Here is a 24591-nt window from a genome sequence, read left to right on the forward strand (position 1 = left end):
GTAGAGATTGCAACGCTTCGAGCCCGATCAGCAGATTGCCTCACTAAAAAAGCAGAGTCAGCGCTTGTCGCTGACTCTGTACCACGATTTAGCTCTCTACCTGCAATTATTACGGAGGGAACTGCTTAATGTTGTCCGTCAAGCCCTGTTCCTGTTGATAACTGATCGGGATCAGAATCGTCTGAGTGGGCTTTCGGACAAAACAAGGGCAGCTTTTCAAGATCAGGTTGAGCAATTGGTCTGTCATTGCTGTTCCTTATTGACTGTCGAGCAGTTGATGGATCTGGTTCGCCAGATGGAACGTGAACGCCAGAGAAAGAGCGATCAAAACAGGCGTGAGCTGTTGTTGGCTTTTCGTTCTGAACAGGACTCCATGCAAGAAGCTGAGGGGTCCATTCACCTAAGCCTTGATCCTCCACTCGAGCATCCTGATCGTCTCGGCAGCATGTTGACTTTTGATCATGATCCCCAAAACGCAGGCTTAAGCGCAGGGTTGGCTAGTAATGAGGATGTCGATGAGCCTGATTTAGGCAAGGATGATCAGGCTCAACTTGACTCTCAGGAGTTGGAGTTGGCCTCAGAGGACTCAGAGCCGATTGGCGGGCAGAAGGGTGATCTTGATGTACTTCGCTCTCTCTTTGTCATGGCTGGAGAGACCATGGCTACAGAGAATGTCTTGACCAGTGAATTCAGCGATTTGCAGCCTGGTGACAACACCCTGCTTCACAGTGGTCTTGATGAGGAGCAGGTTTTTTTGCCCGTTAGCCCCCTTGAACTAGCACGATGGCTGGAATCTCTTGATCGTGCCCTCGCTCGTAGATTGCGCAATCTTTCCCATGCTCTCAACGTGGAAATGTTGCGAGCCGGAATTGTCAACAGCCTCTTACCAATCAGCTTGCTTGATGCTGTCTTGAATGGTCAGTTGGAATCTGAACCTGTGGAATCCAATTTACTGAGATTACGCGTACCGGTATCAACTAATCCAATGGTCTTAGAGGGCATGGAGATCATTTGCGTTCTTCTGCGCCCATCCGAAATGGAGTTTGACGACCCGCGTTTGCGACGTTGTCGGGCTCAACTCAAGCGACATCGCCATACCTTGCTCAAAATGGTTCGACAACAGCGGCACTGGCAACGTCGCGCCATGGCTCAGGAGGTAAAGCAACAGTGGTGGCAGAGCCCTTCCGCCAATCCTCCAACCAGTCCACCCAAGGTCTGAGTAGGGATCAGTTGCAGCATCTACTCAGCTGGATGCGCATTCTGCAGCAAGCATTAACCCTGGAGGCTGAGAACGGTTTTAAGAATCTTGAGGGGCGTCAGGAGAATTTTCATGCATTCTTGGTGCGTCAGTTAGCAGAACCACCCTCTGGATGGTTGCCTACTAAAAGTCAGGCTCGTCTCAGCCAACTAGCTGAAGCCTTTGCGAGTTATCCAGACAGCTCTGAATCGGCGCGACGTCGATTGGTGACGGACTCAAGACAGCTTCTACATGGCATTCGCCAGGGATTGGAACCACCAACGCCAATAGGCCCTCCCAGACTCAAGCAGGGGGGAGCTGAAAGGCAACGACAGATGCCTTTACCTAGTGGGAACCGCTCTCTGACGTTGGAAAGCCCACTGTCAGAGGTGAAAGGAATCGGCCCAAAACTTGCTGAACGCTTGGCCGGGCTTGGATTACTGCTCGTCAAAGATTTGCTGCAGTACTACCCCAGGGACTATGTGGATTATTCCTCGCTGCGGCGTATCCAGGCCCTAGAGGCAGGGGAGGCGGCCACGATTGTTGCCACAGTGAGGCGTTGTCATGGCTTCACCAGTCCACGCAACCCAAATTTGTCCATTCTTGAGCTGCAGCTTCAAGACCCAACTGGTCGGCTCAAAGTGAGGAGATTTTTCGCTGGTCGGCGTTTCAGCAGCCCTGCTTACCTCAAAAGCCAGTCACGCCTTTACCCGCCTGGAGTCACTGTGGCCGTAAGTGGATTGGTCAAAGGGGGGCCTTACGGCATGAGTTTTCAAGACCCTTTGATTGAGGTCATGGAGAGTCCACATTCGCCGTTGCGATCGCAAAGCATTGGCCGATTGTTGCCTGTGTATGCCCTCACTGAAGGCCTTACGGCTGACCGTTTTCGTGATCTGGTACGGCAGATTTTACCTTTGGCAGCAAGTTGGCCTGAATCCCTGCCTGAACAACGTCGTCAGGCATTGCGTTTACCGAGAAGAAGCGATGCCTTGGTCGCAATTCATCATCCAGACGATCAGCACACATTGCAGTCTGCTCGACGTCGATTGGTCTTTGACGAGTTTCTTCTATTGCAGTTGGGGTTGTTGAAACGGCGAGCAGAGCTGCGCAGATGTTCTGCTCCTGTATTGCAGACGGCAGGGCGGCGAGATGGCCTTGTGGCTCGCTTCCTGGAGCTTTTGCCATTCCCTCTCACAGCAGCTCAACAGCGTGTGTTGACGGAGATCGAAGCTGACCTGGTGCTCTCGGAACCAATGGCGCGCCTCATTCAGGGAGATGTTGGTAGTGGCAAGACGGTTGTCGCCATAGCAGCCCTGCTCACAGCGGTAGAGGCTGGCTGGCAAGGGGCTTTCATGGCACCCACTGAGGTCCTTGCCGAGCAGCACTACCGCACATTGTGTTGTTGGTTGCCTCAGTTGCATGTCAGCGTCGAGTTGCTTACGGGGGCAACCACTCGTATACGTCGCCGTCAGATCCTTGATGATCTCGTCAATGGATCCTTGAAAATACTGGTAGGCACCCATGCCTTAATCGAAGATCCTGTTGCCTTTTCAAGACTGGGGCTGGTGGTGGTTGACGAACAGCATCGCTTTGGAGTGAAGCAGCGCAACAGATTGTTGAACAAGGGGCTCCAACCTCATCTTTTGACGATGACAGCAACACCCATTCCTCGCACACTGGCACTTTCGTTGCATGGGGATTTGGATGTGAGTCAGATCGATGAATTACCTCCCGGTCGTACCCCCATTCAAACTCAGATGATTAAGGGCTGCGATCGGGATCAGGCCTATCAACTCATCCGTGATCAAGTGTCTCGTGGCCAGCGCGCTTATGTGGTGTTACCGCTGATCGAGGACTCCGAGAAACTTGATCTGCGTTCAGCAGTTAAGGTTCACACCCATTTATCAGAGCAAGTATTTGAGGAGTTCACGGTTGGATTACTGCATGGACGTTTGAGTAGCTCAGAGAAGCAGGGCGTGATTCAATCCTTCGCAGCGGGTGATTGCCAGGTACTGGTCTCTACCACTGTGGTGGAGGTAGGCGTGGATGTACCTCAAGCAAGTGTGATGGTGATCGACCACGCGGATCGCTTTGGGCTAGCCCAATTGCATCAACTGCGAGGTCGTGTGGGACGTGGCGCAGCGGCGTCCTATTGCGTACTGATCAATGACAGCACAAACCCATTAGCAAGGCAGCGACTTGAAGTCCTTGTGCGCTCCAGTGATGGCTTTGAGATTGCTGAGATTGACTTACGCTTGCGAGGGCCAGGGCAGGTGCTTGGCACAAAACAGTCTGGATTGCCTGATTTGGCCCTGGCCAGCCTGGCGGATGATGGGGCCGTGCTTGAAGAGGCTCGTGATGAGGCTCAAAGACTGCTCAGCGAAGATCCAAACCTGACTGACCACTCTCGGCTCAAGGAGTTGCTGGAAGCACAGTGGCAGCACCTGAGCGGAACAGCCCACCTGAATTGAGTCCATTGATTTTTCCACACACTTGAGACTCGTTTGAGTCTTAATACTCAGAAATCACGAGTCGATGTGCCTTCTGCTACGTCAGTCGCCGAAGTCGCTTCCGGTGCAGCCATTGTCGTTAATGCCTATTTTTTTTGTTAGTCCCGCAAAGGCACTGTGCTGCAAGAGATCTCACTGAATAGCTGGCAATAATTTCTTGATTGTTTGATTCTCAACTGTTTGTCAAGGTTTTACTTGCTTGATGTTGGTTCGCTGTACCAATTTCAAATCTCGCAGCATCAACGAGATTTGCTTTGTGGAAAACTAGGTTGTCGCTGTGGAAATGTTGTCGGCGCGAACTTTTTTCCGGCTGCGCCCTTGGAGTGATAGGCCAATTCGTGATTGCGGGGAGTGCCTCAATCAAATCCCTCTTTCGTTGCATCGAATGGAGCCACATCCCTATGCATCCTTAGGTGCCCCCTATGGTGTAGATGCTGATCCCTTTCGGCTGCGTCAGAGTGTGATTGATCGGCTGCTGAGGGCTCAAGATGAACTGCAGCAAGAGCATCCAGAACTTTGCCTTGCCATTTTTGATGCCTGGCGACCGATTCCGGTTCAAGCTTTTATGGTCGAGCATGCCATCGCTAAGGAATGCCTCAAACGCAAACTGAAGCGCGACGACCCTAGTCAGGCCGAGGAGCTGCAAAGGGTCATTGATGATGTTGGCAGGTTTTGGGCTCCGCCCAGCCTCGATCCTTGTACTCCACCTCCTCATAGCACTGGAGCTGCCGTGGATCTCACCCTTGCTGATAGCCAAAGAAGAGCTCTGAATATGGGTGGCGAGATCGATGCTATTGGCAGCATTTCAGAACCGGATCACTACCGCGAAGCTGCGAACGATCAACCTCAATCAGAGGCTTACCTCTGGCACAACAGGCGCCAAGTTTTAGCAGAGGCCATGGGTAAAGCTGGGTTTTCTCAGCACCCGAATGAGTGGTGGCATTTCAGCTATGGAGATCAACTCTGGGCGTGGAGAACGGGTGTCGCTAAAGCAATCTATGGAGCCTGTCTGTTACCAGACAGCAAACCAAGGACGGCTTGATCGCCAAGTTTGTTGACATGATCTCCGAGGCTGCGTCGACCACCAGCTTGCTTCCAGCTCAGCAATAGGGGCTCAAGCGTGCTCTCGAGTTGATCGAGGGGCATCCGCTGTAGATAGGGTTTGGCAAGACGTTGCAGATTTGGGGTGCCTCCCAGCCAGAGTTGATATTGATCGACACCACTTCCCACTAGAGCAAGCTCGGCCATATAGGGCCGAGCGCATCCATTAGGACAACCTGTCATGCGGATCAGGATCGATTTGGTAATTTCAAGACGTCGCAGCTGAGCATCAATTCGCTCAAGCAAGACAGGCAACATTCTCTCTGCTTCGGTTACCGCCAGACCACATAAGGGCAACGCAGGGCAAGCCATTGCATGCCGTGCCAGCATCGCAGGAGCCTCTGGGGCGCGGATGCCTAGAGCGGCTAGACCTTTGCGCACACTAGATCGTTGTGACGTCCCGATATTGCAGAGCAATAGATCCTGATTCGGTGTTAGGCGAATTTCAAGTTGAAAGGTCTCCACCAGTTGGCGGAGTCCTTTCTTTAGATCTCCTTCCAAGCGACCAGAGAGCAGTGGCAAACCAACAAACCATTGGCCAACGCTTTGCTGATGCCAGCCCAGATAGTCCTCAAGTTTGCTCTTTGGTTCAGGCCTTAACGCTTTGATTGGATGAAGGAAGTATTTGCTCTTGAGTTCCTGTTTAAACCAGCTGATCCCCTGATCATTGAGAAGATATTTCATGCGGGCATGACGCCTTGTCTTTCGGTCTCCGTAGTCGCGTTGCAAGGCCAAAATCGACTGCACCAAATCCAATACATGCTCTGCAGCCACATAGCCAAGAGAATCAGCTGTGCGGGCGAATGTCTGTTCATTGTTGTGGGTTCGACCCATGCCGCCACCCACATAGACATTGCAACCCTTGATTTCACCGTTTGCAGCAGTAAAGACAACTAGACCGATGTCATTGGTAAGTAAATCAACTGAGTTATCGCCTGGCACGGTGACGGCGCACTTAAATTTGCGCGGCAAGTAGGTCGTGCCATAGAGAGGTTCCTTGGCATCTCCACTGAAGACGTTGCCCTGATGCTGGCGGGTACGAACTTTTTTCACTCGCCTGGAGGGGCGGATGCGGTAGGTCGCACTTCCATTCACCCATAGGTCCAGATAGGACCCCTCCGCTGCCGTTGGGCTGAGAACATCGGCGATTTCATTGGCAAGTTGTCGGGCAGCTGGATAACCACCTTTCTCATAAGGAGCTGCTGGTGCCATAACGTTGCGAGTGATATCACCACAAGCCGCCAGGGTTGATCCCATTGATCGGATGATTGTGCTGATAACTTCGCGCAGGTCCTCCTTGCGGACCCCATGAATCTGGAACGCCTGGCGGGTAGTGGCCCGCAGGCTCCCATTGCCAAGGCGATTGGACAGATCATCTAAGGCTATAAACAGTGCTGGTGGAATACGTCCGCCAGGGCTGCGCAGACGCAGCATCATTTGCCAATCCTTACCCGCACCTTTCTGGCGGTTATCTCGGTTGTCCTGTTGATAGCTTCCGTGGAATTTGAGCAGCTGAACGGCGTCGTTGCTGAAGTGATCACTGCTGTTCTCAAGTTCAGCAGCCAGGGGGTCTAGTAAGTAGCAGCTGTCAGCCTTGAATTGTTCAAATTTGCTCAGCTCTGCTCCACTGGCGAGACAAGCTGCGAACTTGAGATCTGCCGCTTGGCCAGATGTTGTCTGCCCTTCGGTCACGGCGTCAAAATTTTCCTAATACACCGTAGCGAAATGCACACGACCTGTTGAGCTGCTCCCTTCAATACAGTTGGGCGGTCTTGATTGCTCGCCTCCGTGTCGACCCTTCTAGTGGAGATTGGGACTGAGGAGCTGCCAGCTGATTTTGCCCGGCTTGCCTTACCCCAACTGGAGCAGATGGTAAGTCGTGACTTGCAAGGTCTACGTCTTAGCTACGGAATGATCCAATGCACGAGTACGCCAAGGCGACTTGTCGTGCTGGTTGAAAACTTGGCCAGCGCTACTGCTGATCTAGAGGAAGTACGCAAGGGTCCACCGGCTGGCCAAGCTTTCAAAAATGGTGTGCCAACCCAGGCAGCCGCTGGCTTTGCCAAACGCTGTGGGCTGAAACCAGAGGATCTCGAGATTCGGGAGACCCCGAAGGGACCTTTTGTGTTTGCAACCGTGCTTGAGCATGGGCGTTCTGCAATGGAACTACTAACAGACCAGATCCCTGAGTGGATAGGTAGCCTTCAAGGTCGACGTTTCATGCGCTGGGGCGAAGGTGAAAGGCGTTTTTCTCGTCCGATTCGTTGGCTTGTGGCCCTGCTCGATGAGCAGATCATCCCTGTTTGCCTTGACGGCAGCGACCCAGAGATTTGTGCAGCGAACCTGAGTCGGGGCCATCGACTTCACGATCAAGCTGTCATCATTCCTTCTGCAGACAGTTACGTACAAACCCTCGCCAAGGTTGGTGTTGAGGTCGATCGGCAAAAACGTGGCACATTGATCCGTCATGCAATTGATACGGCTGCTGCTGGTCTTGAAGCATGCCCTGATTGTCCTGATGATCTTTTCGAAGAGCTCACCGACCTAGTGGAAGCACCCCTGCTTTTAGAGGGGGCCTTCGCCAAGTCATATCTAGATCTACCCGCTGAAGTGCTCAGCACAGTAATGAGAGTCCATCAGCGCTATGTGCCCCTTTACCGTCTTGATGCTGTCAATGACCCTCTTGCTCTCGATGCCAAGAGCAGTCTTCTGCCCAGATTCCTTTGCATCAGCAATGGGCTCGCGAAGGCAAGCGATCCTGTAAGACGAGGCAATGAGCGGGTGCTCAAAGCCAGGCTGGCTGATGCAGAATTCTTTGTCGAGGCCGATCGCTCTTTAGCCAGCATCGAGCGGCGCAAAAAGCTAGCGCATGTGACCTTTGCCGAGGGCCTTGGTTCTCTGCTCGATCGAGTTGAGCGCATGGAATGGCTCACTGATGTGCTTGTTGAGCTGCTGGATCTTTCTGCTGAAATTTCTGTACAAGTGCGTCGAGCCGTCCATCTCTGTAAACACGATCTGGTTAGTCAGATGGTGGGCGAATTTCCCGAGCTACAAGGCGTAATGGGAGCGAAATATTTGTTAGCGGAAGGAGAGCCTCGAGAAGTAGCCCTTGCCGTTTTGGAGCATTACCTCCCACGTGGGGCAGGGGATGCTTTGCCCGAGTCAGGAGCGGGAGCAGTGCTTGCACTAGCCGAACGCCTGGAATTGCTTCTCAGCATCTATGCCAAGGGTGACCGTCCTAGTGGCTCCTCAGACCCCTATGCCTTGCGCAGGGCCGGCAACGGTCTTTTGCAAATCCTTTGGTCGAAGGGTTGGCGGCTGAATCTGCTCGCCTTATTGCAACGAGCGACGAACCATTGGAGCAAGCTCCTACCGCATCTCAAGGTCACACCATCCAACTTGGCGGCTGAGCTGGGTGAGTTTCTTCGCCAGCGGATGCTCAGCCTGCTGGAGGAGGCAGGAACCGATACTGATCTGGCTCAGGCGGTTGCTGGTGAAACAGTTTTGATCGATCGTCTTCTTTCTGACCCTGCAGATGCGCGACTGCGAGTGGATCTACTCGTGAGGATGCGCCGCACGGGTAAGTTGCTGGCGGTTCAGGCTGTTGTTACCAGAGCGGCACGCTTAGCAGAGAAAGGGGACCTACCAGCAACCGTACTGAGTGCGGCTGAGGTCGTTGATCCTGGTTTGTTTGAAAAGCCTAGTGAGTTGGAGATGTTGAAGGTGCTCGAGGCTCTTGAACCAATCACCAAGGATTCCTCAAGTGAACGCTACCGCCATTTAGCAGATGGCCTGATTGCTGGCTCGGAAGCTCTCGCAGCTTTTTTTGATGGTGATCAGAGTGTGATGGTCATGAGTGAAGATCTCGCTGTACGCGCAAACCGTCTCAATCTGCTTAGCCTTTTGCGCAACCAAGCTAGTGTGCTGGCCGATTTCAGCCAAATCAGCGGCTAAAAGTGGTTATTTCTGGCTTAGGATTTGTTTGAAACAGCAGGGTCACGTTCTCCTTGTTCTGATGCCAAATTTTGCTTGGAGGCATCTTTGTTGTTGTCTACCTTGATACCGCCGGTGATGGTTTTGATCTCCAGCATGGCATTCACTTCTTCGTCGCTACGCACAGCACTGGGAACAGGTTTATAGCTTGTTTGATTACGGAAAATTCCCCGTGCGAGTGCATCCACAGTTAGCAGTGTGAGTTTGATCTGTTGCCATGGATTCATCGCAACAACTTTTTTGTAGAGGTAACTATCGAAGGTGAGGCGTTGCACATCCATGTCATCGCACATGGCGACAAAGGCTTCTCTGGCAGTGTCATTCGAGTAGAAGATGGCTTGGAGTATTGACAGAACGATGTAAGTAGAACCGTATTTACGATCCCATTTTTTCAGATATTTCTTGAGATCAGCTTCGGAGGGGATTAATTCACCAGACCGACTCGATTCCACGATCTGTTCAGCACACATACGGCCACTTTTGGCAGCAAAGTAGATGCCTTCGCCAGAGCTTTTGGTGACATAGCCCGCTGCATCTCCAACAAGGGCCATGCGGCCAACAACCCTGCGTGGACGAGGATGCTCAGGAATCGGGTGGGCTTCAACTTTGATCACTTCTCCATGAACAAGTCGTTTCTTAGCCCGTTCGCGTACTCCTTTTTGCAAGCTTTTTATTAAGGTCTGATTTTTCTGCATGGTGCCTGTGCCAACGGCAACATGGTCGTACTTGGGGAACACCCAACCGTAGAAATCTGGTGACACATCAGTGCCTACATACATTTCAGCAAGATCTTCGTAGTAAGCCATTTCTTCATTTGGCAGCTTGATGCGCTCTTGGAATGCAATGGCCACGTTGTAGTCACCGGCATCCATGGCTGTTGCTACACGGCTGTTGGCTCCATCAGCGCCAATAATGAGGTCAACCTCGAGGCTTTTGGCTTCACCAGTGGATTTACCAGTTGAATAGTCGGAATAGGTGATTGTGTATGGACCTTGACGATTAGAGCCAGTGTCGATTTTGGTAACAAGTCCATTAATCAAGTTAGTTCCGAGGCTGGCGGCGCGATCTCGCATAAAGGCATCCATCACCTCTCTGCGGCACATACCGATGTATTCACTCTTGTCGTCTGGGCTGTAAACCTTGTCCAGAGTGATATCCACCTCACGGTTTGATGGAGAGATCATTCTCATGTTGCGAACCTTGCGGTCGATGATCGACTCGGGCAGGTCGAATTCATCCACCATGCAAAGAGGAATCGCCCCACCACAAGGCTTGGCGTTATCGAGTTTGCGTTCGAATAGCCAGGTCTGGATACCTGCTTTGGCAAGAACTTCTGCGGCGCAGGATCCACTTGGACCACCACCGACAACGGCAACACGCAGCATGTTCAGATCCGCTCCGCGGAATCACTTAAGTAAAACTTACTTCCCTGAAAGAGATTTTGGGGCCCCCTGGCGCCCCCCCTTACGATCTATATAACTCTGCATCAACTTCGTGGCTCGAGCAATCAACGCTCGACGCATCAGCCGAGATGACATTCCCGTTGCTCGTCGGTCGCGTCCTCAGAGACGGGCAAGGGGTGGTTCATTGGGATTATTGGTGGCTTGTTTGATGGTGTTTGGAGGTTCCATCACAGCTGTGTTGTTCGGCCCGTGGCTATTTGCTGGGCTTATGGGTCCAGCTCCTGTTGAGGGCATTCAGGATCGTCCTACTGCTGACGGGCGTCTGCTCGGACATTTCCCTTATCCAGAAGCCTCAGTACAGGATCGAATTCTCATGCAGCCTGGTATTGAGCTTCATCACGAAGCCGCTGATGCATTGAGTTCCATGCGTGCTGCGGCTTCAGCAGATGGTGTTGATTTGAGGCTGTTGAGTGGCTACCGCTCTCACGACCTACAAGAGCGAATCTTTTTTGATATCAAATCAGACCGGAACCAGACAGCAGCCGAACGGGCCAAGGTCTCTGCACCTCCAGGGTATTCCGAACACAGCACTGGCTATGCCATTGATCTTGGTGACGGGACGATTCCTGAAGCGAATCTGTCTGAAAGCTTCGAAGCCACGAGGGCGTTCCACTGGCTACAGGATCATGCTGCTAGTTATCACTTTGTCCTTTCCTTTCCCCTTGATAACCCACAGGGGGTGACTTATGAACCTTGGCATTGGCGATTTGAGGGTTCAGCGTCTGCCCTGAGACTCTTTGAATCGGCTCATCAACTGGAATGAATGAACTGAAGAAGTTTTTTTCGGTCTTAGAAGTTTTGATTAGCTAGCGGAAGGGGCCTAGAAGTTAAGTCGAATCTCAAATTGAGATATCCTTCCGCCACTACGCCTGTGTGCGTTTCCTTTTCCGTTTGAAAGTCTCTGACCCATGAGTGCCCAGGCCAAGGCGATCCGCAACATTGCAATTATCGCTCACGTGGATCACGGCAAAACAACCTTGGTGGATGCCCTGCTCTCTCAGTCCGGGATCTTCCGAGACAACGAGGCTGTACCCACATGTGTCATGGACTCCAATGATTTGGAAAGGGAACGGGGCATTACGATCCTTTCAAAGAACACGGCCGTTACCTACGACGATACGCGGATCAACATTGTTGATACCCCTGGGCATGCCGATTTTGGCGGTGAAGTTGAGCGGGTGCTTGGCATGGTTGATGGCTGTTTGTTGATCGTTGACGCCAACGAGGGGCCTATGCCACAGACGCGTTTCGTGCTCAAGAAGGCGCTTGAGCAGGGATTGCGGCCGATTGTGTTTGTAAACAAGATTGATCGTGCGCGGGTGGATCCTGAAACCGCTGTCAACAAGGTGCTCGATCTGTTTGTTGAACTCGGTGCAGATGATGACCAATGTGATTTTCCGTACTTGTTCGGCAGTGGAATGGGTGGTTTTGCCAAGCCGGATATGGCGACTGAAAGTCAAACAATGAAGCCACTATTTGATGCCATCCTGCGTCATGTTCCACCACCTGTTGGAGATGAGAACAAGCCTCTTCAGCTACAGATAACTACTCTCGATTATTCAGACTTCCTGGGCAGGATTGTGATTGGTCGGGTCCATAACGGGGTTATCCGTAATGGTCAGAGTGCTTCGTTGATTAAGGATGATGGCAGCATTAAACGTGGCCGAATTAGCAAACTACTCGGTTTCGAAGGATTGCAACGGATTGAGATACAAGAAGCCGGAGCTGGAGATCTCGTTGCTTTAGCCGGTTTCGATCAAGTCAATATTGGCGAGACCATTGCCTGTCCAGATGAACCAAAGGCTTTACCTCTAATCAAGGTGGATGAACCCACTTTGCAGATGACATTTGTCGTCAATGATTCACCCTTTGCTGGCAAAGAAGGCAAATTCGTCACTAGCCGGCAGCTGCGAGATCGTTTACGCAAGGAATTACTCACCAATGTTGCCCTACGGGTTGAGGACACTGATTCCCCTGACCGTTTTGCGGTCAGCGGACGTGGTGAGCTACACCTGGGCATCCTGATTGAGACCATGCGCCGCGAGGGTTTTGAGTTTCAGGTAACCCAGCCTCAGGTGATCTTCCGAACGATTGACGGCACTCCTTGTGAGCCCGTTGAGACCTTGGTCATGGATGTACCAGAGGGAGCAGTTGGCTCCTGCATTGAGAAGTTGGGTGTGCGTCGGGGTGAAATGCAGAATATGGAAACCGGTAACGACGGTCGCACCCAGCTTGAATTTGTTGTTCCTTCTCGAGGGTTGATCGGTTTTCGTGGTGAGTTTGTACGTGCTACCAGGGGGGAAGGAATTATGAGCCACTCTTTTTTTGAATATCGCCCAATGTTGGGTGAGTTTGATGCTCGTCGGAATGGTGTTCTGATTGCTTTTGAGCAGGGCACTGCGACCTTCTACGCACTCAAGAATGCTGAGGGTCGGGGTCAGTTCTTCATCTCTCCAGGTGTCAAGGTTTATAAGGGGATGATCGTTGGCGAAAACAATCGACCTCAGGATCTGGAGTTAAACGTTTGCAAGGCCAAACAACTCACAAATATGCGCTCTGCTGGTGCAGAAGAACTCGACACCTTGCAAACACCTGTTCAGATGACCCTTGAACGTGCTCTTGAGTACATCGGTCCAGACGAGATGCTTGAGGTCACTCCAGAGTCCATTCGTTTGCGCAAGTTGCCTGCCAAGAAGATGGCCAAACGCTAAAGCTCTTGATGGAGAGATTCCAGCCTACTGATCTGATCAATGATCCACGTTTTCAACTAGCCGTAGAGCTTTTTAATCAGGCCGATTGGTACCCCGCTCATGACGCCTTTGAGGAGCTTTGGCATGAGACATCCGGTCAAGCACGCCAGACCATCCAAGGGGTACTTCAGGTTGCTGTTGCCCAACTTCACTTGCAGCGCGGAAATCGTCGCGGGGCAACCCTTCTTTATGGTGAAGGCCTCGGGCGGCTAAAAGCTCTAGGAACTCCAAACCTGGGTCTTGACCTTGATCAACTCTGCATCTGTGTGGAGAATCGCTTGCAACGGCTTCAGCAGGGACAGGATCCCGACGATTGCACTGTCCCAGGCCTGATCTATGACAGCTCAGTTCCTGAGTAAATTAACCATCACGATTTGGATTGTTCCGCTTTGGCTGCTCTTGTTCAAGTCATGACAAGGAGTTTGCAAGTTCATCTCGCCATAGCGACAGCGGTGGTTGGAATGTCTACCCCTGAGGCTTTAAGCCAGGAGGGCAGCCCTTCTGCTCCGGTAGAAGATGGCGGATTGATCACGATCGAATCAGATATCCAAAACGCAGACAGCGTCACAGGAGTTTTCACCGCCATCGGCAACGTTCGCATCGTTTATCCAGCCCGAGGCATCGTTGCCACCTCTAGACAGGCTCAGTACTTCAGCAAAGAAGATCGTGTGGTCCTTACCGGAGATGTTGATGTGATTCGGGACGGGGAAAATTCCATGCAGGCTGAGCGAGTTGTTTATCTACTCGAAGAGGAGCAAGCGGTAGCAGACCCAAGCACTGGTGCTCAAGTGTTCACTTCTGTGCAACTTAATTCCAACAAACAGGCAGAGGCACCTTTGACCCAATGAGTCTTTGTTTAGAGCAGGTGGCGCTCACCTTGGCAGGGCGTCACCTGGTAAAAGATGTCTCCTTGCGCCTTGATCCAGGCGAGGTTGTTGGCTTACTCGGTCCCAATGGTGCCGGCAAGACAACAACGTTCAATCTTGTAATCGGTTTGTTGCGTCCTGATTACGGGCAGGTGCAACTTGATGGGCAGCCAGTGGCGGATTTACCGATGCCCAGTCGAGTTCGTTTAGGTATCGGTTATCTCCCTCAGGAACCAAGTGTGTTCCGACAGCTCAGCGTGCGACAAAACCTTGAGCTTGCGCTCTCTCAAAGTCATTTAACAACTCATCAGCGTCGGGAGCGTCTCGAGCAGTTGGTTGAAGACTTTCATCTCAACTTGTTCTTGGACCGTCGTGGCTATCAGCTTTCCGGTGGCGAACGACGTCGCTGCGAGGTAGCACGTGCCTTGGCGGTAGGTCTAGAAGGTCCTACCTACCTCTTGCTTGATGAACCCTTCGCAGGTGTTGACCCCATGGCAGTGGCGGACCTCCAGGTTTTGATTCATACCCTCCGTGAACGTGGCATGGGCATCCTGATCACTGATCACAATGTCCGTGAAACCCTTGCCATCACTGACCGCTCTTACATTCTTACGGAAGGCAGCATTCTTGCTTCAGGCCGTTCTGAAGAAGTGGCAAACAACCCCTTGGTGCGGCGTCACTATCTCGGGGAGGGTTTTCAGCTTTGAGCAAATGGCGCCTTGGAAAGTTGAAAGACGTTGATTCTTGGCCTTGGAAGTGGTGGCGCTGGGCTTCGTCCAAGTGGAGGCTGATCCCGCTGCTGGATCGATGGCTTTTAGGTGAGTTGATACCCGTATTGCTGTTTGCCATAGCGGCCTTCACGGTGGTTTCCGTCTCAGTGGGGGTGATGTTTGATTTGGTGCGCAAGATTGTTGAGTTTGGATTGCCTCTGCATTTTGCATTGCAGGTTTTTAGCTTGAAGTTACCTTTCTTTCTGGTGATTTCTTTTCCGATGGCCACATTGTTGGCCACCTTGTTGGCTTATAGCCGTCTTTCTTCTAACAGCGAATTCACGGCTTTGCGCAGCCTCGGTGTAAGCACCAGACGAATAGTTGCTCCAGCATTGGCATTGGCATTATTGATGACAGGGCTAACTTTTATCTTCAATGATGTCATTGTTCCAAGAACAAATAGTAGTGCTGAGGTGACAATAAAGCGTGCTCTTGGCAAAGCTATTGCCACAGAGAAAGGCAAACATGTTGTTTATTCCCGATTTGGAACGATTACTGGTGCAGAAGCTGAAGATAGGAATCAAGGGCTTTCTCAGTTGTTTTATGCAAGGGAATTCCTTAAGGGAGAAATGGAGGATGTCACAGTGCTTGATTTGTCTCGTCTTGGTTTTACTCAGATGTTGAAGGCCGAGCGGGCTATTTGGAATGAGCAGGAGGCGATGTGGGAATTTTTTAACGGAAATATTCTTACTCTCACACCAAGTGGTAGTACCACTTCGGTTGAATTTGATCGCTATCTCTACCCCCTAACATCAGGCCCAATTCGTGTGGCCAAACTCCCTAAAGATGCCAACAACATGACTGTTGCACAGGCCATGGAGGCCGCAAGTATTTATACCGATGCTGGTAACCGTAAAGAGGCCAGGCGTTTGAAGGTGCGTATCCAAGAAAAATTCACTTTCCCGATGTCCTGCCTGGTGTTTGGCCTGATTGGCAGCAGCCTTGGTGCAAAACCTAATTCTCGAACCAGCCGGACCCAGGGATTTGGCATCAGTCTCTTATTAATTCTTGCTTATTACACGCTTAGCTTCAGCTTCAGTTCTCTTGGTGTTACGGGCACTTTGACACCAATGTTGGCCGCGTGGATCCCTGTTTTTATCTCTTTGGCAGGTGGCGGTCTGTTGCTGCGTCAGGCCAGTCGTTGAACTGCAGCGGCAGAATAAGAGAGTTGTCGCAGGGACCTGGTGTTTGGAGTGACTTTGGCTGAGCTTTCCGCCTCGCTAGGAGATCCTGTTTTGGCTCTTGGTTTGGCTGCATTTGCCCTACTTCTGTTGGCCATACCAATCTCTTTTTGGATGGTTTCAGGAGGTAGCAATTCTGCTGTTGTGACACTTCTGGTGGCTCTTGCCAATTTGGTTCTTACCGCTCAATTGGTTTTGCGGTGGTGGCAGTCGGGTCACTTCCCGATCAGCAACCTTTATGAATCCCTCTGTTTTCTGGCCTGGGCTTGCACACTTGCGCAGCTATTGGTGGAGCGTTCCTTGTCTTCCCCGATTGTTTCAGCTGCTGCTACACCAATGGCTTTGCTTTGTGTGGCCTTTGCCAGCTTTGCATTACCAGAAACTCTTCAGGAGGCCTCTCCTCTAGTACCAGCTCTTCGCTCCAGTTGGCTTGTGATGCACGTGAGCGTGATTATGTGCAGTTACGCTGCCCTGCTTGTTGGTTCTTTCTTATCAATGGCGGTTCTATTTACTGATCGCCAGCAAACTTTGGAGGTACGCAGCAGTTCAATTGGAACAGGTGGCTTTCGTCAGGCAAAGCTAGCCACATCTGCTATGGATCAGAATGATGGCCTGCGCCTGAGTTCAATCAACTTGAGCCGCACTGAACAGTTGGATAGCCTTAGTTATCGCACGATTACGGTTGGCTTTTTGTTGCTCACGCTTGGCTTGATCAGTGGTGCCGTTTGGGCCAATGAGGCCTGGGGGAGCTGGTGGAGTTGGGATCCAAAGGAAACCTGGGCTCTAATTTGTTGGATGGTTTATGCGGCCTATCTGCATACACGTTTCAGTCGTGGCTGGAGCGGGCGACGTCCGGCTTTAGTTGCCGTGGCAGGCATAGTTGTGATCGTTGTTTGTTATATCGGTGTGAATCTGTTAGGGATTGGTTTGCACAGCTACGGCTGGTTCTTTGAAGCCTAATCTTGTGATATTGATCTGTTCTTATTAGCAACAATCCCCACAAGACTAATAGGCAATAGATGCAGTTATTACTGCATCTATTACTTCAGACCACAACACCTTCAGGACGTTTGCTATTACGGATGCCTCGGATAGCTTCGGCGTAGTCGGGCTGATTGAACACGCCAGACCCGCTCACAATCGCATTGGCGCCAGCTTCGATCACTTTCCAGGCATTGTCGGCCTTGATCCCTCCATCGACTTCGATCCAGGGATCGAGACCCTGTTCGTCGCAAATACGACGCAGCTCGCGGATCTTTTGCACTTGATTATCGATGAAGCTTTGCCCACCGAAGCCTGGGTTGACGCTCATGATCAGTACTAGATCACATAGCTCCAGGCAGTACTCAAGGGTGTCCAGAGGTGTGCTTGGGTTGAGTACTGCTCCTGCTTTCTTACCGAGATCCTTGATTTGCGCAAGATTGCGGTGAAGGTGTGGACAGGCTTCAACCTGCACATAGATGTGATCTGCCCCTGCTTTTGCGAAATCTCCTACATACCTTTCTGGTTCCACGATCATCAAGTGGACATCTAGGGGCTTACTGGTCACAGGCCTTAGTGCTTCAACGATCAGAGGACCAATCGTGATATTTGGCACGAATCGGCCGTCCATGACATCCACATGAATCCAGTCTGCGCCGGCTTGATCTACAGCCTGCACGTCTTCTCCTAGGCGGGAGAAATCGGCAGAGAGGATCGAAGGGGCGATTACCAGGGGCTTCGTGCTCATCGATCGGGGTTAGGTAGTGGGCGATTCTAGGAATCGGCTGTATGGGCATTCTCGTTGTTGCCGGCACTGATACAGTGAGCAGCGCTTTAGAGCCGAGAACCCCTGCGGCATCGGGTCCTTTCACATGATCAGCGTATAACGCTGACCCGTGAATTCAGTCCAGCCCTGCTCGTTTCTTTGGTCGTCACACCCATCCCCACCGCCGCATACCAGTGGATCGCACTCTTATTCAGGAAATTCTCGAGGTCGTTGAGCAAGCTGCCATTGCGTCGGCACATCTGACTGGTCTCGGCAAGAAAGACGAAGCCGATGCAGCAGCTGTTGAAGCCATGCGCAAGCGGATGGGACAAATCCAAATGCAGGGTCGCATCGTCATCGGTGAGGGGGAGCGCGACGAAGCCCCTATGCTTTATATCGGCGAAGAGGTTGGCAGCGGCAGCGGCCCAGGCGTTGACTTTGCCGTCGATCCCTGCGAAGGCACCAATCTTTGCGCCAACAACCAGCGAGGTTCGATGGCTGTACTGGCCGCCTCTGATCGCGGTGGCCTTTTCAATGCTCCTGACTTTTACATGAAAAAGTTAGCGGCCCCCCCGTCAGCGAAAGGCAAGGTGGACATTCGCAAATCTGCCACCGAGAACATCAACATCCTTAGCCAGTGTCTTGGGCTTGCCGTGAGTGAACTCACCATTGTCGTGATGGATCGAGCTCGTCACAAAGGCCTGATTTCTGAGATACGTGCCACTGGTGCACGTGTTCAACCCATCTCAGATGGAGATGTTCAAGCTGCCATTGCCTGTGGGTTTGCCGGCACCGGCACCCACTGTCTAATGGGCATCGGTGCTGCTCCTGAGGGTGTGATTTCAGCTGCCGCAATGCGTGCTCTCGGTGGTCACTTTCAGGGCCAGCTGGTGTATGACCCCGCCATTGCTCAAACCAGTGAGTGGGCCGATTACACCAAGGAAGGCAACATTGCCCGCCTCAATGAGATGGGCATTACTGATGTTGACAAGATCTATGAAGCCGAAGAACTGGCTTCCGGCAAAAATGTTGTTTTTGCTGGTAGTGGGATCACTGATGGACTGTTGTTCCATGGAGTTAAGTTCGAGCCTGACTGCACACGCACTAGCAGCTTGGTGATCAGCACTCTTGACAACACAGCTCGTTTTACCAATACCGTGCATATCAAGGATGGAGCTAAGAGCATCGCTCTGAGCTAACCATCCAAGACAAGATCTAAGGGACGTCTCCATGCACATTGCCGTCGTCGGCTTAAGTCATCGCACGGCGCCGGTGGAAATCCGTGAAAAGCTCAGCATCCCTGAGCAAACCATGGAGACCTCCCTGCAAACTCTTCGCGGCAACGATCAAGTCCTTGAGGTTTCGATCCTAAGCACCTGCAATCGGCTTGAGATTTACACCTTGGTTCGTCACCCTGAAAGAGGTATCTCCGCCATCAGTGATTTTCTAGGCCAACATTCAGGTTTAGCAACGGAAGATCTTTCCCCCCATCTGTTCAACTTTCATCACGATGAAGCAGTAGCCCACTTGATGAGGGTGGCTGCGGGTCTGGACAGTCTGGTTTTAGGAGAAGGGCAGATCCTTTCCCAGGTGAAGAAGATGGTGCGATTGGGGCAGGAGCACAAATCCATGGGCCCGATTCTTAACCGTTTGCTCACTCAGGCAGTGAGTACTGGCAAACGAGTTCGCAGTGAAACCAATCTGGGTACGGGGGCTGTCTCAATTAGTTCTGCGGCTGTGGAGTTAGCCCAACTGAAACTTGGCCAGGCGCAAGGGGAAGATCAGTTGATGACTCTGGAATCTGAGTTGGTCGCAGTGGTGGGTGCGGGGCGGATGAGCCGACTACTGCTTCAACATCTTCAGGCGAAAGGTTGTTCTGGGGTGATGTTGCTGAACCGCACGCGGCAACGAGCTGAGGATCTATCGGCTGATTTCCCTGAGCTCCCCGTTGAGTGTCGCCCCCTTGATGATTTGAACCATTGTCTAAGTACCTGTTCATTGGTATTTACCAGTACGGCTGCTGACGATCCGATTGTTGATGCATCTCTGCTCAAGCAGCTCAAGCGCCGCAGTTTTCTTCGTCTGATTGACATCGGCGTGCCGCGCAACATCGCCTCAGATGTGGTCGATGTACCCGGTGTTGAGTCCCATGATGTGGATGATTTGCATGAGGTGGTGTCTCGTAATCAGGAGGCCCGCCAACAGATGGCCAAAGAAGCAGAGGTTGTGCTCCAAGAAGAGACGCGTCTGTTTTTAGAGTGGTGGGACAGTCTTGAAGCTGTGCCAACCATTAATCGCTTGAGGGCGACCCTTGAGGCTATTCGTGCAGAGGAATTACAAAAAGCGCTCAGTCGTATGGGGCCTGATTTCTCTGCTCGAGAGCGCAAAGTCGTTGAGGCTTTAAGCAAAGGAATCATTAACAAAATTCTCCATACCCCAGTCACTCAGCTGCGGGCTCCTCAGGCTCGTCCAGAGCGGCAACAGGCTCTGCGTGTGGTGGCGAGTTTGTTTGAGTTAGATCCACCACTAGAGGATGGGTAGTTCTATGCCAAATTCTGGTTGCGTCTTGATTTGCAGAAGTCTTGTTGGATCTTCGCAGCAGACAGCTTTAGATGGCCAACCGTCCGGTAAGTTTGCTGCGCAACGCCGATTTGCGGGGGCGGCATGAAGCGTGTTTTAGCTATCATTCTCGGGGGAGGAGCTGGAACGCGCCTCTACCCCCTCACCAAGATGCGGGCCAAGCCGGCCGTACCTCTTGCAGGCAAATATCGTCTGATTGACATCCCAATCAGCAACTGCATTAACTCCAGCATCAACAAGATGTATGTGTTGACGCAGTTCAACAGCGCTTCTCTGAATCGGCACCTTGGACAGAGCTACAACCTCAGTGCTGCCTTTGGTCAAGGTTTTGTAGAAGTTCTTGCCGCACAGCAGACCCCAGAAAGTCCTTCATGGTTTGAGGGGACTGCGGATGCAGTTCGTAAATATCAGTGGTTGTTTCAGGAATGGGATGTTGATGAATATCTGATCCTCTCTGGTGATCAGCTCTACCGTATGGATTACAGCCTTTTTGTGGAGCACCATCGTCGCTCAGGTGCTGATCTCACAGTGGCGGCTCTTCCCGTTGATGCAGAACAGGCTGAGGGATTTGGTCTCATGCGAACGGATAGCGATGGCAACATCCAAGAGTTCCGTGAAAAGCCCAAGGGTGAATCCCTCAAGGCCATGGCCGTCGATACCTCTCGATTTGGCTTGTCAGCTGAGTCAGCAAAGAACAAGCCCTATCTCGCCTCAATGGGGATCTATGTGTTCAGTCGCGCAACTCTCTTCGATTTGCTGCATAAGAACCCTTCTCACAAGGATTTCGGCAAGGAGGTGATTCCTGAGGCCCTAGCTCGAGGAGACCGGCTGCAAAGCTATGTGTTCGATGAGTACTGGGAAGACATCGGCACGATAGGAGCTTTTTATGAGGCAAATTTGGCTCTCACCCAGCAGCCCAATCCACCTTTCAGTTTCTATGACGAGAAGTTCCCGATCTATACAAGACCCCGTTATCTACCGCCAACAAAACTGGTCGATGCGCAAATCACGGAATCAATTATTGGAGAGGGATCCATCCTCAAATCCTGCAGTATTCATCATTGCGTCCTTGGTGTGCGAAGCCGAGTTGAGAGCGATGTGGTCCTGCAAGATTCCCTAGTGATGGGCTCTGATTTCTATGAATCATCCGAGGAACGCACTCTTCTAAGGCAAGGAGGAGGCATCCCGCTCGGCGTTGGCCAAGGCACCACCGTGAAGGGTGCGATCCTCGACAAGAACACACGCATCGGCAACAACGTCACGATCGTCAACAAGGATCACGTTGAGGAAGCCGATCGTGCTGATGAGGGCTTCTACATCCGCAATGGGATCGTGGTAGTGGTCAAAAATGCCACCATTTCTGATGGCACCGTGATTTGATGCTGCCCGAGGCTGAATCAACACAAGATCAAAGTAGTTTTTTTGGAAATTTTGGTGATGATCTCTACGGTTTCTTATCTACAGCGAGGATGGTTCAACCCTGACATAGCCATACAGATCACAGCAGATTGCAGTTGCTGTGGTCACACTGACGCCAGTTGATCGTTTCACTGGCGATGTCCAAGGCACATTTCGGTTTGATCGGTCTTGGCGTGATGGGCGAAAACCTTGTGCTCAATGCAGAGCGCAATGGTTTTTCTAGTGTCGTTTACAACCGCACCTACGCCAAAACAGAGGAGTTCCTTAAAGGGCTTGGGTCTGATAAAGCCATTCAGGGTGCCAAAGACCTTCAAGATTTCGTCGACAAGCTCGAACGACCCCGTCGAATTCTGATGATGATCAAGGCAGGTTCGGCTATTGATGCCGTTATTGAGCAGATCTCCCCTTATCTGCAGGAGGGTGATCTACTCATCGATGGTGGAAATTCCGAATTTCGTGATACCGAGCGACGTGTCGCCGAGTTAGAGAGCAAAAGTTTTGGATATATCGGGATGGGTGTCTCCGGTGGGGCTAAGGGTGCACTTGAAGGGCCAAGCATGATGCCAGGCGGAACAAAAACCTCCTATGAGGCGATTGAGAGCCTTGTTTGCAAGATGGCTGCCCAAGTGGAGGATGGTCCCTGTGTGACCTACATCGGTCCAGGAGGTTCTGGGCATTTCGTTAAAACCGTCCACAACGGGATCGAGTACGGCATTGAGCAGATTCTTGCCGAGGCCTATGACCTGATGAAGCGTGTTGGTGGCATGACCGGTACCCAGATGGCTGATGTCTTGGCGCAATGGAATGCCACAGAAGAGCTCTCTTCTTATCTGGTTGAGATCACCGAAGTGTGTTTGCGCACCAAGGATCCTGACGATGGAAGTGACCTTGTTGAGAAAATTATGGATCAGGCAGGCCAGAAGGGAACTGGTCTATGGACCGTTGTCAGTGCCTTGGAGTTAGGAGCTTCAGTGCCAACCATTTACGCCTCTCTGAATGGCCGTGTGATGAGCTCAATGAAGCCTCAAAGAATTACCGCTGAGCAGATTTTGCATGGGTCAGCGATCAAACCATTTGATCTTGGTAGTTCCGCAGATGGCATGGCGCCGCTCATGGACGCCGTCGTGTTGTCTTGCATGGCTAGTTACGCGCAGGGCATGGAGCTACTGCGTATAGCTTCTGCTGAATACAACTACAACTTGCATTTGCCCTCCATCGCGCAGATTTGGAAGGGTGGATGCATCATCAGGTCCCGTCTGCTGAAGCGCATCCAGGATGCCTTTAATGCTGACCCTCAGCTTTCCAACTTGTTGATCGATCCTTGGTTCGCTGAGCAAGTGAACCGTCGCCTGCCGGGCCTAGCAAAGGTGGTAGCCGGCGCAGCTGAAGCCGGTATCCCAGTGCCTTGCTTCAGCAGCACTCTCGATTACATCAATAGCTATCGCACGGCACGCTTACCCCAAAATTTGGTGCAGGCCATGCGCGATTGCTTCGGCTCACATACCTACCAGCGGGTTGACAAAGAAGGAAGCTTCCATACTGAGTGGCTGGACTAAGGAGATCGTGATGACGACCTACAAAGTTGAGCGAGCGAGCGACCCTGAGGATCTTGCACGTCGCGCCGCCCAGAGGCTCGCATCTCATATTGATCTGGTACTTGATCAGCGTGATCGCGTTCAGATCGCTCTCTCGGGAGGCAGCACCCCCGCTATTGCTTATAGGTTGCTTGGTCAGGAGCGACTGCCCTGGGATCGTGTGGATGTTTTCCTGGGCGATGAGCGCTGGGTTGATGCCAGTGATGAAGCCAGCAACGCCCGCATGATTCGTGCAACGCTTCTTGCTGAAGGCCCTGGATCGCAAGCTGCGTTTCATCCCGTGCCAACGGTGGAGCTGCCTGACCCTGAGGCCAGTGCCGAGGCCTACGCGAAACTCGTGCAGGAAACCTGTGCAGGTGATCCGCCGGTATTTGATCTAATGGTTTTAGGACTTGGTGAAGATGGCCATACAGCCTCTCTTTTTCCAGGAACGGATGCCCCCGCCGTTGTTGATCGCTGGGCGACTGTCGGTAGAGGGAAGGGACTAGAGAGAATCACTCTCACCGCACCGGTGCTCAGCTCTGCACGCGAGGTGATCTTTCTTGTGAGTGGTGTAGGGAAGCAGGTTGCCCTGAAGCGCTTATTGGATTCTGCTGAATCAGCTGAACGCACGCCTGCCCGCTTGGTTCAACCTCGTTCACCGATTTTGGTCTTGGCAGATGAGGCCGCCTTACTCGGATAAAGATGCACTCTTGAGAAGTATTCTTGTTCATTATTGCTTGTATTATCTTCCAATCTCTACAAATATAAATTCAGCATAAATTGCAGATCAATGACTTTACTTGCATCTAAAAATGTTAAAGACATCAAGGTCAGCATTCTTAAAGCTTTATTATAGCTTGGTTGCAACAATGATTTCTTACAGTTGCAGCTACGTTAGCCAGCCTTTGGCTGGCGCAATTGATCCGTGAGCACGTGAAATGTCCCATCTACACAGTCAGTCCAGCCTAGGGCGTTGCGCAAGGACTTCAACTGAACATTCAACTAAAATAACCACTTAAAGTATTAATTTTATTCTTTAGAGTTATCCTAGATATTGCGGTTAACCTCAAAAGAGACAATGAATTTAGACATCATATGGACCAACTTTTTAGAGATGGTGTGTTTGTTGAAGGAATCAACACCCTCACTACCACTTGAAACCAATAACCAACAAATTACGAACTCTTGATCAGTTTTCCCAAATTTCTGGAGGCACAAAAGCAGACCGACCAGCACAGCGTGAAGCCCATAAAGAACGCCGTGCTCAGCGTAAGCAAGATCTCCAGTGTCCTGATGGGATGTTCTCAGGTCCAGATTGCCCTCTCGGCCCAGACAGTGAGACCGGAGGGGATAATCACGAATTCGATACACAGCCTGTGTTGTAGATCATTGGGTCC

General features: G+C 51.7%; 20 protein-coding genes. 17 read left to right on the top strand and 3 right to left on the bottom strand.

Features of this window, described 5'->3' with window-relative positions:
* Positions 1-7: 7 nt before the first annotated feature.
* The 3 genes from SIB79_RS06260 (at position 8) to SIB79_RS06270 (ending at position 4789) form a co-directional block, all read left to right on the top strand.
* The gene (locus tag SIB79_RS06260; protein WP_063403881.1) at positions 8-1219 is read left to right on the top strand and encodes a hypothetical protein; all 1212 of its coding nucleotides are present in this window, start codon (positions 8-10) and stop codon (positions 1217-1219) included.
* On the top strand, positions 1168-3708 hold the full coding sequence (gene recG, locus SIB79_RS06265; protein WP_063403880.1) for an ATP-dependent DNA helicase RecG: 2541 nt from the start codon (positions 1168-1170) through the stop codon (positions 3706-3708). The genes SIB79_RS06260 and recG overlap by 52 nt, the downstream gene beginning before the upstream one ends.
* Before the next feature lie 322 nt (positions 3709-4030).
* The gene (locus tag SIB79_RS06270) at positions 4031-4789 is read left to right on the top strand and encodes a M15 family metallopeptidase (RefSeq protein WP_196757626.1); all 759 of its coding nucleotides are present in this window, start codon (positions 4031-4033) and stop codon (positions 4787-4789) included.
* Here the strand turns inward: SIB79_RS06270 and SIB79_RS06275 are convergent.
* Entirely contained in the window at positions 4744-6540 is a 1797-nt protein-coding gene (locus tag SIB79_RS06275; RefSeq protein ID WP_063403879.1) for an NADPH-dependent assimilatory sulfite reductase hemoprotein subunit, read from the bottom strand. The two genes, SIB79_RS06270 and SIB79_RS06275, sit on opposite strands and share 46 nt — an antisense overlap.
* 96 nt (positions 6541-6636) lie before the next feature.
* On the opposite strand from SIB79_RS06275, the gene glyS reads away from it, so the two are divergent.
* On the top strand, positions 6637-8802 hold the full coding sequence (gene glyS, locus SIB79_RS06280; protein WP_063403878.1) for a glycine--tRNA ligase subunit beta: 2166 nt from the start codon (positions 6637-6639) through the stop codon (positions 8800-8802).
* Positions 8803-8819: 17 nt separating this feature from the next.
* On the opposite strand, the gene chlP is transcribed toward glyS, so the two are convergent.
* A complete protein-coding gene (gene chlP / locus SIB79_RS06285; protein WP_063400393.1) occupies positions 8820-10226 on the bottom strand; it encodes a geranylgeranyl reductase in 1407 nt (468 codons plus the stop codon).
* A gap of 109 nt (positions 10227-10335) precedes the next feature.
* On the opposite strand from chlP, the gene SIB79_RS06290 reads away from it, so the two are divergent.
* The 7 genes from SIB79_RS06290 (at position 10336) to ccsB (ending at position 16831) form a co-directional block, all read left to right on the top strand.
* On the top strand, positions 10336-11067 hold the full coding sequence (locus tag SIB79_RS06290) for a M15 family metallopeptidase (protein ID WP_063403877.1): 732 nt from the start codon (positions 10336-10338) through the stop codon (positions 11065-11067).
* A 145-nt stretch (positions 11068-11212) separates the two neighbouring features.
* Positions 11213-13015 (top strand): translational GTPase TypA, encoded by a 1803-nt coding sequence (gene typA, locus SIB79_RS06295; protein ID WP_063403876.1) that lies wholly within the window; start codon positions 11213-11215, stop codon positions 13013-13015.
* Positions 13016-13023: 8 nt separating this feature from the next.
* Positions 13024-13413, top strand: coding sequence for a DUF309 domain-containing protein (locus SIB79_RS06300; RefSeq protein WP_041384310.1), 390 nt, complete (start codon positions 13024-13026; stop codon positions 13411-13413).
* A gap of 51 nt (positions 13414-13464) precedes the next feature.
* Entirely contained in the window at positions 13465-13902 is a 438-nt protein-coding gene (locus SIB79_RS06305; protein ID WP_063404109.1) for an LptA/OstA family protein, read from the top strand.
* Positions 13899-14627 carry an LPS export ABC transporter ATP-binding protein gene (lptB, locus tag SIB79_RS06310; RefSeq protein ID WP_063403875.1) on the top strand — a complete coding sequence of 243 codons (729 nt, stop codon included), beginning with the start codon at positions 13899-13901 and terminating at the stop codon, positions 14625-14627. Before SIB79_RS06305 ends, lptB begins: the two co-directional genes overlap by 4 nt.
* A complete protein-coding gene (locus SIB79_RS06315) occupies positions 14624-15835 on the top strand; it encodes an LptF/LptG family permease (RefSeq protein WP_063403874.1) in 1212 nt (403 codons plus the stop codon). The genes lptB and SIB79_RS06315 overlap by 4 nt, the downstream gene beginning before the upstream one ends.
* Before the next feature lie 39 nt (positions 15836-15874).
* On the top strand, positions 15875-16831 hold the full coding sequence (gene ccsB / locus SIB79_RS06320) for a c-type cytochrome biogenesis protein CcsB (RefSeq protein WP_063403873.1): 957 nt from the start codon (positions 15875-15877) through the stop codon (positions 16829-16831).
* Positions 16832-16916: 85 nt separating this feature from the next.
* On the opposite strand, the gene rpe is transcribed toward ccsB, so the two are convergent.
* Positions 16917-17600, bottom strand: coding sequence for a ribulose-phosphate 3-epimerase (gene rpe / locus SIB79_RS06325; RefSeq protein WP_011129948.1), 684 nt, complete (start codon positions 17598-17600; stop codon positions 16917-16919).
* Between the two features lie 212 nt (positions 17601-17812).
* On the opposite strand from rpe, the gene glpX reads away from it, so the two are divergent.
* The 6 genes from glpX to SIB79_RS06355 all read left to right on the top strand — a co-directional run bounded on the left by glpX (position 17813) and on the right by SIB79_RS06355 (position 24579).
* Positions 17813-18817, top strand: a complete 1005-nt coding sequence (glpX, locus tag SIB79_RS06330) for a class II fructose-bisphosphatase (protein WP_011129947.1) — start codon at positions 17813-17815, stop codon at positions 18815-18817.
* Between the two features lie 31 nt (positions 18818-18848).
* Complete coding sequence (locus tag SIB79_RS06335; protein ID WP_063397801.1) at positions 18849-20159, top strand: glutamyl-tRNA reductase; 1311 nt, start codon at positions 18849-18851, stop codon at positions 20157-20159.
* A gap of 123 nt (positions 20160-20282) precedes the next feature.
* Positions 20283-21578 carry a glucose-1-phosphate adenylyltransferase gene (locus tag SIB79_RS06340; protein ID WP_063403872.1) on the top strand — a complete coding sequence of 432 codons (1296 nt, stop codon included), beginning with the start codon at positions 20283-20285 and terminating at the stop codon, positions 21576-21578.
* Between the two features lie 176 nt (positions 21579-21754).
* Positions 21755-23173 carry an NADP-dependent phosphogluconate dehydrogenase gene (gene gndA, locus SIB79_RS06345; protein WP_063403871.1) on the top strand — a complete coding sequence of 473 codons (1419 nt, stop codon included), beginning with the start codon at positions 21755-21757 and terminating at the stop codon, positions 23171-23173.
* Positions 23174-23183: 10 nt separating this feature from the next.
* Positions 23184-23894: a 6-phosphogluconolactonase gene (gene pgl, locus SIB79_RS06350; RefSeq protein WP_063403870.1), complete on the top strand. Its 711-nt coding sequence runs from the start codon at positions 23184-23186 to the stop codon at positions 23892-23894.
* Between the two features lie 454 nt (positions 23895-24348).
* Complete coding sequence (locus SIB79_RS06355; RefSeq protein ID WP_063403869.1) at positions 24349-24579, top strand: hypothetical protein; 231 nt, start codon at positions 24349-24351, stop codon at positions 24577-24579.
* The last annotated feature ends 12 nt before the right edge of the window (positions 24580-24591 follow it).

Source organism: Prochlorococcus sp. MIT 1342 (assembly GCF_047304495.1).
GTDB classification, from domain to species: domain Bacteria; phylum Cyanobacteriota; class Cyanobacteriia; order PCC-6307; family Cyanobiaceae; genus Prochlorococcus; species Prochlorococcus marinus_D.

Coding starts and splice junctions, on each gene's coding strand:
- SIB79_RS06300 (WP_041384310.1), top strand. CDS start 13,024: ATGGAGAGATTCCAGCCTACTGATCTGATCAATGATCCACGTTTTCAA.
- SIB79_RS06270 (WP_196757626.1), top strand. CDS start 4,031: ATGTTGTCGGCGCGAACTTTTTTCCGGCTGCGCCCTTGGAGTGATAGG.
- lptB (WP_063403875.1), top strand. CDS start 13,899: ATGAGTCTTTGTTTAGAGCAGGTGGCGCTCACCTTGGCAGGGCGTCAC.
- typA (WP_063403876.1), top strand. CDS start 11,213: ATGAGTGCCCAGGCCAAGGCGATCCGCAACATTGCAATTATCGCTCAC.
- SIB79_RS06335 (WP_063397801.1), top strand. CDS start 18,849: ATGCACATTGCCGTCGTCGGCTTAAGTCATCGCACGGCGCCGGTGGAA.
- rpe (WP_011129948.1), bottom strand. CDS start 17,600: ATGAGCACGAAGCCCCTGGTAATCGCCCCTTCGATCCTCTCTGCCGAT.
- pgl (WP_063403870.1), top strand. CDS start 23,184: ATGACGACCTACAAAGTTGAGCGAGCGAGCGACCCTGAGGATCTTGCA.
- SIB79_RS06305 (WP_063404109.1), top strand. CDS start 13,465: ATGACAAGGAGTTTGCAAGTTCATCTCGCCATAGCGACAGCGGTGGTT.
- gndA (WP_063403871.1), top strand. CDS start 21,755: ATGTCCAAGGCACATTTCGGTTTGATCGGTCTTGGCGTGATGGGCGAA.
- chlP (WP_063400393.1), bottom strand. CDS start 10,226: ATGCTGCGTGTTGCCGTTGTCGGTGGTGGTCCAAGTGGATCCTGCGCC.
- SIB79_RS06340 (WP_063403872.1), top strand. CDS start 20,283: ATGAAGCGTGTTTTAGCTATCATTCTCGGGGGAGGAGCTGGAACGCGC.